Below are 10,610 nucleotides of genomic sequence, written 5' to 3'. Positions count from 1 at the left end.
TCATCATCTGGCGCTGGTCGCGCTTTTCGCGCTGCTGGGGCCGGTGCTGATCGGGTATCGACCCTGCCCGCCAGGTGCTGGCCGACAGCCTGCAGCCACCCGGTGCCACGCACTGGCTGGGCACCGACGTGCTGGGCCGCAGCGTGCTGGCGCGCCTCGCGCATGCGGCGCAGCTCTCGCTCGGGCTGGCGCTGCTGGCCGCCGTCACCGCGGCCGTACCCGGCGTGCTGCTGGGGCGTGGCGGCCAGTTGGCGCGGCGGCCGCGTCGAGCGCGCGCTGGTGATGCTGGCCGACGCGGTTCTCTCGGTGCCGGGCCTGCTGCTGGTGCTGCTGTTCGCCGCGCTAGCGCCCGGCCGGCACTGGGCGCTGTACATCGGTCTGTCGCTGTCGCTGTGGGTCGAGTACTTCCGGGTGAGCCGCGCTGCCAGCCGGCCGGTGCTCGCGGGCGACGCGGTTCAGGCCTCGCGGCTGCTCGGCTTCGGGCCGGCCTACATCCTGCGGCGCCACCTGCTGCCCGCGCTGGCACCGGTGCTCGGCACCTTGCTGGCGTTCAGCGCCGCGCAGGCGGTACTCGCTGGCCGCGCTGGGCTTCATCGGCGTCGGGCTGCAGCCGCCCACGCCCGAACTCGGGTTGATGATGATCGAATTCCTGCCCCACTACGAGGAAGCGCCCTGGCTCATCGCCGCGCCGGTGGCGCTGCTGATGCTGCTGGTGCTCGGCATGATGCTGCTGGCCGGCGACGGAGAGATCCCATGAGCGGCACAACTCTTCTGGCCGTCGAAGGCCTGTCGGTCCATGTGGGCGCCAAGGCACTGCTGCGCGATGTGTCGTTCAGCCTGCGCGCCGGCGAGGTGCTGACGCTGCTCGGCGAAAGCGGCGCAGGCAAGTCGCTGCTGGCACAGGCGGTAATGGGCAACCTGCCGGGCACGCTGCGCGCCGGCGGCATGGTGACTCTGGACGGCGTCGCCAGCCGCGCCGAGAACGCGAAGGCGCGGCGGCCACGCTGGGGGCGCACGCTGGCCTTGCTGCCCCAGGAGCCCGCGCTGGCGCTGGATCCGCTGATGCGCATCGCGCCACAGCTGAGCGAGACGCACGAGCTGGTGCGCGGCGCGGGGTTCGAGGAGGCCGAAGCTGCGGCGCTGTGCGATCTGGAAGCCGCCGGCTTGGCGGACTCCGCCCGGCAATATCCCTGGCAGCTCTCGGGCGGCATGGCGCAGCGCGCCGCGGCCACCGTCGCGCGCGCCGGTGGCGCACGCATCCTGCTGGTGGACGAGCCGACCAAGGGACTGGACGCCCGCTGGCGCCGGCACGCGGTCGAGATGCTGCAGGCCGTGCAGCGCGACGGCGGCTGCGTGGTGGTCATCACGCACGACCTGCGTGTCGCGCAGGCACTGGGCGGCCAGTTGATCGTGCTGCGCGCGGGCGAGGTGGTGGAACAAGGCGATGCGCGGGCCATCCTCGCGAATCCGCAGCATGCCTTCACGCGTCGACTCGTGGCGGCCGATCCGGCCCATTGGACGAAGCGCGCGCCAGCAGCGCCCGGTGCCGTGGTGGTGACTGCGCGGGGGCTCTCGAAGGGCTTCGGCAGCAAGGTGTTGTTCGAGGACATCGATCTTCGGCTGCGCGCCGGCGACCGCTTCGTGGTGCAGGGCCCCAGCGGCACGGGCAAAAGCACCTTGGGCAACGTGCTGCTGGGCTTGTTACCGGCCGACCGGGGCGAGGTGAGGCGGGCCGAAGGCCTGGCCCCGACCGCGCTGCAGAAGCTTTACCAGGATCCGGTCGCATCCTTCGCACCGAGGATCAGTCTGGAGCGCTCATTGCGCGATGTGGCGCAGCGCCATGGTTGCGGATGGCAGGACGTGCGACGGCGGTTGGAGCGCCTGGCGGTGCCCGAAGACCTGCTTGCGCGCAAGCCGACCGAGGTGTCGGGGGGCGAACTGCAGCGGGTGGCCCTTGCGCGTGTGCTGACAGTGCAGCCGTCACTCCTGTTCGCCGACGAGCCCACTTCGCGGCTGGACCCGGTGTCGCAGCAGGAAGCCATGGCCGTGCTGCTCGATGCGGTGGAAGAAAGCGGCGCGGCGCTGATGCTCGTTACGCACGACGACGACATCGCCAGCGCTGTTGGAACTGCCTCCATTCGTTTGCGCGACGCTGCTTGACGCTGTGCAGCGATACTCGGTTGCAGAGTGGACCACTCAGTTCCGAGTTCGGATGGGATGCAGGTCGGTTACTCGATCTTGAACGGGTCTCGCATGCAGGCGTCTCCTGGCGGTTGCGCCGGCGGGTGCCGACGTGAGTGGCCCGAGCCGGGCTGGAGACGAGCGCGTGTATGCGGCCATGGGCCGCGCACCGGAAAAAGAGAAGCCCCCGTGAGGGGGCTGGGAAGCAGGACGCTCAGTGGCCGGCGGGCGCAGAGGGCATGGGCTGCATCGACAGGCGCGTGGCCGTGGCCGACACTTCGAGGTCGTCCTCGCTGTGCAGGATGCGGGTGAAGACCCGTTCCTGCAGGTCGAAGAACTCGCCGAAGTCGTCGCCGCCGAATTCGGCGCGCGCCAGTTCCCACCAGTCGTCGAACGCATCGACATCGGGGTTGCAGCCCACGGCATAGGCGATGGTCTTGCGCCGCCCATCGGGCCGGCTCTCGCCGCGCTCGGCCATGAAATACACGCCCTGGTCCTTGACCAGGATGACGCGGCACTGGTTGGCAGCCGCCTCGGCAAGCACGGGCCGAAGCTCGGTGCCTTTGAATCGAACAGTCATGGAAGTGGTCTCCAACGGTGAAGGAAGAAGGCTTCCCGCCGCGAGGACGGGAAGCCGCTTGGGGACGTGAGGGCTCAGTGCTGGACGGGCTTGCGACCGTACAGACGCTGCACGCGGATGAGGCGCCAGCTCCCGTCGTCGATCAGCAGTTCCAGCACCTGGCCCAAGGTGTCGAAGAACACTTCATCGACCCGCTCGACCAGTTCGCCGTCGCGGTGAAGTTCCACCGCGTAGGTGTCGAGGCCGCGCTCGTAGAGCACGGTGACGCGCCCGTGGAACTTCGCCGAGGCGACGGTGAAGCCGATGGCCGGCGGCGTGGCGATGATGTTGCGGGGGCTCGGATCGACCACCGTGAAGTCCCGCGCGCCGGCATCCACCAGCAGGTGCGTGATGCGGCGGAAGCCATCGGGCGCGGGCAACTGCTCCAGTTGGTGGATCAGCTCCTGCAACTCGGGGCACTGCGGCTCGGCGATCGGCAGCTTGGCAGGCGCCGAACCCAGGATGAACCGTTTCACCGTGTACGGCTGGCCGTTGGCGGTGAACTCGGTGCTCTCCTCGGGCGTGTCCGCGCGCAGTCCGTCGAAGCGGCGCCGCGCATAGGGCTCGACCTGCACCTTGGCGCCTTCGTCGGGCACGTCGATGACGAGTGCCTTGTCGATCACCGCGAACTCGGCCCGCCCCGTCTTGACGACGATGGCCTCGTCGGTGGTGGCAATGACCTTGCCCTCGAAGGGCTTGGGATCGATGTGGAAGCCCAGCGTCGAAACCTTGGGCTGGCCGTCGAAGATGTTGAACTTGAAGCTGCGGACGTTGGAAGGCACGTGGCCGCGAACCAGCGTCGGCATCTGTGCGCAGATGGCTTGGGTATCCATTGGGAGGCTCCTTGTGGCAATCCAAGGAACTCCCGCCCCGCAAGGGAGGTGTGTCCCTTGGGGGTGAGGTGGATGGACGCGCATGCGCCCGTGGAAGGAAAAGCAACCAGCACGGCGAACCGCGCCGCAGCCTCGAAGGTCTCGACTACCTGGGCATGCTTGCCGGCAACGCCAGCGAACATGCAAGCAGCGTGCGGCAGGCGTGGGCCAGCGTCGCGGGGGAATCGGCACTGCGCGGCCACCGGCTTCGTCCAGAAATGAAACGAGCCCCGCGTGGGGGCTCGAAAGGTGGTGTCAGTCGTCGTAGATCGGCAGGCCGTCCAGCACCTGCGCATCGGCATCGAAGACCAGCATGCGCACGTCGGCGAGCGCGGCCAGGTGCAGCACGTGCACGAGGGATTCCGGCATGCCCTTCTTGCGATGCTCCTGCTTCAGCCGCTTGGCCGTTATGCCTTCGACCGCGCGCAGGTTCTCGTCGGTCCAGGGCGTGGCGATCAGCTTCAGCCCAATGGCCGGGCTGTAAGGGATGCGGAAGGCGACGAACAGGAACAGCGTCGGCGTGGCGATGTCCGCCAGTTCGGCGAGGAAGCGATGTGCGTCGGTGTCGAGGTGCGCGCTGCTGATTTCCCAGCACCGGCTGTAGTAGCCGGTTTCATAGCGCAGGCGCCGCACGACTTCCCGCGCCGCTTCCTCGGAGTAGGTATCGCCCACGTGTAGCGGCTTGCCATAGTCCTCGGCCATCACGGCGTAGACCACGTTGCGGGCGAGCCCGTGGCTGCGGCATTGCGCTTGCAGCTCGTCGGGGACCGCCTGGTCCTCGGTGATCAGCACGAAGCCGTCCGAGAAGATGCAGGGCCGCCGTTCGACCTGGCTGTCCGGCAGATTCGACTGCGAGGGATGCAGCGGCAGGTAGGTCAGCGGGCAATCGTCGTCGTAGGAGATGGCGATCAGCCGCTGCACGGACAGGCCGTCGTAACCACGGACAAAGGGATTGTTGTTTGAGTAGGACATGGGATTTCTCCAGCAGAGGATGGCCGAGGCAATCCCCTGCTGGGGATTGAACCCCAGCGGGTGGAAAGACGTGACGCGGCGGCCCGCCGGTGAGCGGCGGGAGAAACTGCCGTTCGATTGGGCGGGCGTGCCCTGAAAAGAAAGAGGAACATGGCCGCGTATGCGGCGCATGTCCCTCGTCGGGGGCGAGGATGGAGGCGTTGGTGCGCCGCAGCGCAGCTCACCAGCCGTTGTAGTTCAGCGTCAGGTCGGCGATGACCTTGCGCCGCTCCAGGTCGAGGCCGCCCAGGTCGGACAGACCCTCGAAGCCGCAACGCTTGAGCATCGCGCCGCCCTCGCGGGCGTTGTAGAAGCTCGCCATCGCGGACAGGAACATCCGCTGGCCGCTGCTCAGGACGCCGAGGGCGTCGTTGAGCATCAGCAGCTTCGGCCGCAGATCCCACTTGGTGGTGGCACGCTGCAGGCCCTCGCGGGTTCCGTCGCCGAACCATTCGGCTCCGGCGATGTGGACGCCGCGTTTCCACGCCTCGAAGAAGGCTTGGGGCGCGGCGGCGAAGTGCTGGTGTTCCAGCTCGATCTGATCAAGTACCTCTTGAGGCAGGGCACGGTTCATGACATGGGCTCCTGGTGGTTGGACATCACGGGTGGAGGCGCTGCTGCCAGCGGCCCGTTTGCAGGGCGTGCTCGGCGGCGTGGAGCGACCGGAAGTAGCTGACCGACTCGCGCGAGACGGGACCGTCCGCGTCGGCGGTGCCGGTGTAGTGGCCGGCCGCGCTGCACAGCACCTGCAGGGACAGGCGCTTGCCGACGTAGGCCAGGGCCTGGTGGCCGATGGATTCGGCGCGGGCCTGTTCAGCACTCAAAGGTGCCGATGCGAACGCAAGGGACATGGGTTTCTCCTGGTGGTTGAAGACCGGGAGCACCACGCCCTGACGGGAGCGGAAGACTCCCGAGGGGTTGAACATCGAAAGCACCCGCGTCATGGCGACGTGCGTCCGCGGTGGTCGGTGCGAAGCGGACTGGATCGGTCAACGCGGCGAGGCGCGTTGCAGCCTTGAAGACCGGGACTGCCAGGGCATGGTGATGACGACCGTCAGCGACACATGCGGGAAGGATGGAAGCGCGGCAGCGCCCCGTCGCCGATCAAACGGAACCGCATGCCGTCCGGTTTGGCCTGGGCGCTGCTGCCCGCGGCGATGCACGATCCGTCTGCCCACGACAAAGGAGCCGAAGTCCCAAAGGACTTCGGCTGGAGAGGAATCAATCCACCTGTGGGCTGCAAGCAGGCCAGGCCGTCGTCAAAGCCATTCGCTGCGTCAGCAATCTCACCCGGCCCGTTTCGTGGCTGGGGCCGGCATCCTCTGGCATGTATCCACACACAAAGGGAGCCCGTTGTTCCGCCAGCGGGCACCGGCACAGAATACCGTCGACCGCAAGCGGTCTCCTGGCACCTCGAAGCCTTGCGGGCCAAGGCGTCAGGAGACCGTTCGCGGATGGACGGAAACACCTCGATCAACGGAACCGCGATGAGCGCGATTCGATGGAGCAATGACCTTCTCGCCCTGCCAGACGTGATCGGCCTGTGCAGGACGCGCACACCGTTGCAGAAGGGAACGCGCGCTGGGGAGTCCCGCGGGGCGCGGGAGGTTTGCCCCGCCGTCGGCAGCAGCCGGCGTGGCAGAGGGAGACGTGGGCGTCAGTTCGCCCTGGGGCGCCGACGCGGTGTGCCGGATGTGTGGCCGGAAGTACGGTTGGACGGGCCGCACTTGGCTGCCGCGGCGTCTTCGACCGGCTGCGTGCCCTTGCAGTCCGGGTAACGGCTGCAAGACCAGAACGCGCCGCTCTTGCCGGTGCGTTGGCGCATCGGGGCGCCGCACTGCAGGCAGCTCGGTGCGGGCGGCAGCTTGATGGCGAGCGTGACGCCGCGGTACTGCTGCACGAGCTGGGCGACCCAGCTCGACTGCTTGGCGATGAAGGTGTCCAGCGTCATCTGCCCGGCCTCAATCATGTCCAGCGCCTGCTCCCACACCGCCGTGGTGCCCGGGTCGGCGATGGCCACTGGCACAGCGTCGATCAACGTGAAGGCGGCATCCGACGCGCGGATGGCCCGGCCTTTCTTCAACAGATAACCGCGGGCCAACAGCCCGCTGATGATGTTGGCGCGCGTGGCCTCGGTGCCGATGCCCGTGGTGTCCTTGAGCTTCTGCTTCAGGCGCGGGTCGGTCACGAGCTTGGCGACGCCCTTCATGGCTTTGACCAGCTCGCCCTGCGTGTAGGGCTTGGGCGGTAGCGTCTTCAACGCCTTCAGTTCGACCTGGCCGACCTGGCAGGCTGCTCCAGCACGCAGCGCCGGCAGCACCTGGCCGCGCTGTGCGTCCTCGCCGTCACCGTCCTCGGGCTCCGGCGCCGCCAGTACCTGGCGCCATCCGGCCACCGCGATCTGCTTGCCGACCGCCACCAGCGACTGCCCACCGCATGTGAGCTGCGCCACCGTCCGGTCGAACTCGTGATGCGGCAGAAACTGCGCGAGGTAGTGGGCGCGGATCAACCGATAGACGGCCAGTTCCTTCTCGCTCATCGCCGAGAGATTGGCCGGTTCCAGCGTCGGAATGATGCCGTGGTGCGCCGTGACTTTGCCGTCGTTCCAGGCCCGCGAACGCTGCTGGCGATCCAGGCGGTCGATCAGCGGCCGCAGGCTGGGATCGGTCTTGGCCAGGCTGTCGAGGACGGCTGGCACCTCGGCCAGCATGCTCTCGGGCAGGTATCCCGAATCCGAGCGCGGATAGGTGGTCGCCTTGTGCGTCTCGTACAGCGATTGCGCGATGTCCAGCGTCTCCTGCACGTCGAGGCCCAACTGCTTCGAGCACACCTCCTGCAGCGTGCCGAGATCGAACGGCAGCGGCGGCCCTTCGCGCACGCGCTCTGTCTCCACCGACAGCACCTGGGCGGCGCCGGCCGCGCGCAGGCGTTCGGCCGCTTGCTGCGCCACCGGCTGCTGCAGGCAGCGGCCGGCGTCGTTGGTGCTGCTCTGCGGCGGCATCCAGCTTGCGACGAAGGACTGGCCTGCATGCGAGAGCGCAACCTCGATGGCCCAGAACGGCACCGAGACGAAGCGTGCGATCTCACGATCACGGTCCACGACCAGCTTGAGCGTTGGCGTCTGCACGCGCCCGACCGACAGCACGCCGTTGTAGCCGGCCTGGCGACCCAGCAGCGTGAACAGGCGGCTCAGGTTCATCCCGATCAGCCAGTCAGCACGCGATCGGGCGAGCGCGGAGAAGTACAGCGGCAGCGTTTCGGCGGATGGCTTGAGTGCACCCAGCGCCTTGCGGATCGACGCATCGTTGAGCGCCGACAGCCACAGCCGCTGGATCGGGCCGCGGTAGTCGCACAGCTCGATGATCTCGCGGGCGATCATCTCGCCCTCGCGGTCGGCGTCGGTAGCGATCACCAGCTCGCCTGCCTTGGCGACTAGCTGCTGCACGACCTTGAACTGCCCCGCGGTCGCCGCCTTGGGCTCGACACGCCAGCGCTCGGGAACAATGGGCAGTTGTTCGATGGCCCAGCGCTTGTACAGCTCGCCGTAGCCTTCGGGCGGAACCGCCTCGACCAGATGACCGATGCACCAGGTCACGACGACACCGGAACCGCTGTAGCAGCCGTTGCCGCGTTGACCGGCGCCCAGCACACGGGCGATGTCCTTGCCCTGGGATGGCTTCTCGCACAGGAACACGCGCATGCAGCCTCCATGGAAGTGTGCGGTTCATCGGATGGCCCCAGCTTGGCCGGGCCAGAGGATGACGGCAGCAGGGAAGCCGATCGGCGCAGACACCGCTTTGTGATCGGCAGGTGATGCGTTGCCGTAGCGGCATGCGCGGCACTGCAACGGCTGGCGCAGTGGGAGCGTCGTTTCAGGAGGGCGGCTGGAATTCGGTGGAACACCCTGGAGCTATCCCCTGGGAATAGCTGGTGCATGGCGGGCGTCTGACGGTTGCTACAGCCGCCCACTGCGGGGAATCAGCCCCTGACCTTGGCTTCCTTCGGCACCTTCGTCCCCTTGGTTTCCTTCGGCGGCGGTACTTCCGCCTCGGGTTCCAGCATCCTGGAGCCGAGGGTCACGGCCTGGAGGCGGTACGGCAGGATGCCCACGCGCCGAGCCTCGATCTTGAAGGTCGTGCGCTCGTTGTCGTCGGCGTCCTCCCACTCGTCCTTCACGGTCCGGCCTTCCACCAGCACGCGCATGCCTTTCTGGTACAGGTCTTTCCAGTGGTCGGCGTCGCGATGCCACAGCTCCACCGGCGCCCAGAAGCCGCCGCGGTCCTCGAACTCGCCGTCCTTCTTCGGGATCGGGTTGTCGAAGTAGACGTTCAGGCGCAACAGCCGGCGCGGCTCGTCGTTGCCGTTGGGGAATTCGCGGTAGTCCGGCGCAGAACCGATGTTGCCCTCGCCGACGAAGTGCGTGCTCATGGTGACTCCTTGGGGGTGGCGGATGGAACGGACGCGGCATGCCCGTGGACACGCCGCAGGTAAGCCGCTTCGGCCTGCGCGGCCTTGCTGGCGCACTCCTGGGCTTGGCGGCCCAGCGTGTGAAGGAGGCTGATCTGCATGTTCAGCGCGATGCGCTGCAGCTCCATCGCGTAGAGGTCATCGATCAGCGAGGCCGGCGTCGCCGGGCGGTCGAGCAGCGACTCCCACAGCGCCACGCCCATCGAGGAACGATCGTGGTTGCGCCAACGCAGGAACGTCGTGCCTGCGCCAGTGGTCTGCTGGGCCAGTTGCACGTCGAGCAGGGTGAAGGGATAGGCCCGCGCCTGTTGCAGTACGCGACGCTGTGCCAGCGCGATTAAGTCGTCGCGCAGCGACGTGCATTGGTTGGCCCAGGTCTCCAGACTCCCCTTACCTTTAAATGGCTGTAAAAGGCCTTTTAGGTAGGGGCCGTGTTCCAGGCGCTGGAAGTCCGCCTGTTCCAACGGCAGGAAGCGCGTCGGTTGGCCGGTGGTAGACGATGCCGTCATGCCTTGGCGCCTTCGCTGCCATGGTCGTCGTCGCCCGCCACATCCGCTGCGCCAGCGACGGGCGCGGCCTCAGCGGCTGCACCAGGCTTGCCTGCCCGCCGCGCGATCGGTGGCGCAAAGCGCGAGCGGCGCGCGCCTTCGAGCACGTCCTGCGGCAGCTCGCCGAACTTCTCCAGCGCCGCCCGCGCCACCGCGTTCTTCGAGGCGAAGTCGTCGCGCGTCGCGCCAGAGTAGCGGTACTGCTGTGCCAGCGAGAACAGGCTGCGCAGCGCATGCGCGCCGCCGTTGAGCCAGCGTTCCAACGTACTGCGGTCGATCAGTGCGGTGTGGTGGGCAAGGATCAGCCTGCGCGCCAGGTCGTCATAGTCCGCCAGCAGGTACACCGCCATGAAGCCGAGCTGCGCGTTGACGAACAGCGGCAGCTTCACCGGCTGCACGTTCATGTTCTCGCCCAGGGAGAGCGCGGGCGGCACGTCGGCCAATGCCTGGTCCACCTGCTCGCGCAGCGCCTGCAAGCTAGCCTTGGTCTGCGTCAGCTTGTCCTCGATGCGCAGCATCCAGAAATCCGAGTAAGGATCGTCCTGCTCGGCACCGCGCTTCATCTTGTTCATCACGCTGATGTAGCCGTTGAGGCCGATGATGCCGGGTCGGCCCTCGGCGGGCGCTCTGCCATGCCAGATGCGCGACGCGTGGTGGGTGTGCAGCGTCAGCGACATCGCGCTGCGCAGCGATCCGAGGTTCAACTGCAAGGGCTGCTGGGATTCGTTGGCCATGGTGACGGCTCGCTGTAAAGGAACGAGACGCGAGCATCGGCATCGCCCGGAAGGGCGTCAGTCAACAAACCGCAATCACGCCGCTCCTGGTTTCCAGTCGAGGGAAGGGAAGCTGTGCCTGCTATCCCCTGGGGATAGATTTCCGGCGGCAGAAGACCAAGCCGGCAGTCAGAACAGG

General features: G+C 67.7%; 10 protein-coding genes and 1 pseudogene. 2 read left to right on the top strand and 9 right to left on the bottom strand.

What is annotated here, in order from left to right; all coding sequences use genetic code 11:
* Together AC27IQ_RS04030 and AC27IQ_RS04025 are read left to right on the top strand one after the other, a co-directional pair.
* Positions 1 to 757 (top strand): annotated as a pseudogene (locus tag AC27IQ_RS04030) (ABC transporter permease); the annotation flags it as partial.
* The gene (locus AC27IQ_RS04025) at positions 754 to 2,160 is read left to right on the top strand and encodes an ABC transporter ATP-binding protein (RefSeq protein ID WP_487088386.1); all 1,407 of its coding nucleotides are present in this window, start codon (positions 754 to 756) and stop codon (positions 2,158 to 2,160) included. The pseudogene AC27IQ_RS04030 and the gene AC27IQ_RS04025, both read left to right, overlap by 4 nt.
* A 235-nt stretch (positions 2,161 to 2,395) precedes the next feature.
* On the opposite strand, the gene AC27IQ_RS04020 is transcribed toward AC27IQ_RS04025, so the two are convergent.
* From AC27IQ_RS04020 to AC27IQ_RS03980, 9 genes are all read right to left on the bottom strand, one after another.
* Positions 2,396 to 2,761 (bottom strand): DUF3085 domain-containing protein, encoded by a 366-nt coding sequence (locus AC27IQ_RS04020; RefSeq protein WP_487088384.1) that lies wholly within the window; start codon positions 2,759 to 2,761, stop codon positions 2,396 to 2,398.
* Positions 2,762 to 2,835: 74 nt separating this feature from the next.
* Entirely contained in the window at positions 2,836 to 3,633 is a 798-nt protein-coding gene (locus AC27IQ_RS04015; RefSeq protein ID WP_487088382.1) for a GTPase, read from the bottom strand.
* Positions 3,634 to 3,927: 294 nt separating this feature from the next.
* Complete coding sequence (locus AC27IQ_RS04010; RefSeq protein ID WP_487088392.1) at positions 3,928 to 4,644, bottom strand: DUF5983 family protein; 717 nt, start codon at positions 4,642 to 4,644, stop codon at positions 3,928 to 3,930.
* A 220-nt stretch (positions 4,645 to 4,864) separates the two neighbouring features.
* Positions 4,865 to 5,257 (bottom strand): hypothetical protein, encoded by a 393-nt coding sequence (locus AC27IQ_RS04005; protein ID WP_487088380.1) that lies wholly within the window; start codon positions 5,255 to 5,257, stop codon positions 4,865 to 4,867.
* A 25-nt stretch (positions 5,258 to 5,282) separates the two neighbouring features.
* Entirely contained in the window at positions 5,283 to 5,534 is a 252-nt protein-coding gene (locus AC27IQ_RS04000) for a hypothetical protein (protein ID WP_487088378.1), read from the bottom strand.
* An 806-nt stretch (positions 5,535 to 6,340) separates the two neighbouring features.
* Entirely contained in the window at positions 6,341 to 8,383 is a 2,043-nt protein-coding gene (locus AC27IQ_RS03995; RefSeq protein ID WP_487088376.1) for a DNA topoisomerase III, read from the bottom strand.
* 278 nt (positions 8,384 to 8,661) lie between these two features.
* Positions 8,662 to 9,111, bottom strand: a complete 450-nt coding sequence (locus tag AC27IQ_RS03990) for a single-stranded DNA-binding protein (protein WP_487088374.1) — start codon at positions 9,109 to 9,111, stop codon at positions 8,662 to 8,664.
* On the bottom strand, positions 9,108 to 9,659 hold the full coding sequence (locus AC27IQ_RS03985; RefSeq protein ID WP_487088372.1) for a DUF3158 family protein: 552 nt from the start codon (positions 9,657 to 9,659) through the stop codon (positions 9,108 to 9,110). The genes AC27IQ_RS03990 and AC27IQ_RS03985 overlap by 4 nt, the downstream gene beginning before the upstream one ends.
* On the bottom strand, positions 9,656 to 10,432 hold the full coding sequence (locus AC27IQ_RS03980; RefSeq protein ID WP_487088370.1) for a PFL_4669 family integrating conjugative element protein: 777 nt from the start codon (positions 10,430 to 10,432) through the stop codon (positions 9,656 to 9,658). Before AC27IQ_RS03980 ends, AC27IQ_RS03985 begins: the two co-directional genes overlap by 4 nt.
* Positions 10,433 to 10,610: the final 178 nt, after the last annotated feature.

It is taken from the genome of Acidovorax sp. KPB24-07 (assembly GCF_057543315.1).
This window is presented reverse-complemented; position numbering and strand designations above follow the sequence as displayed.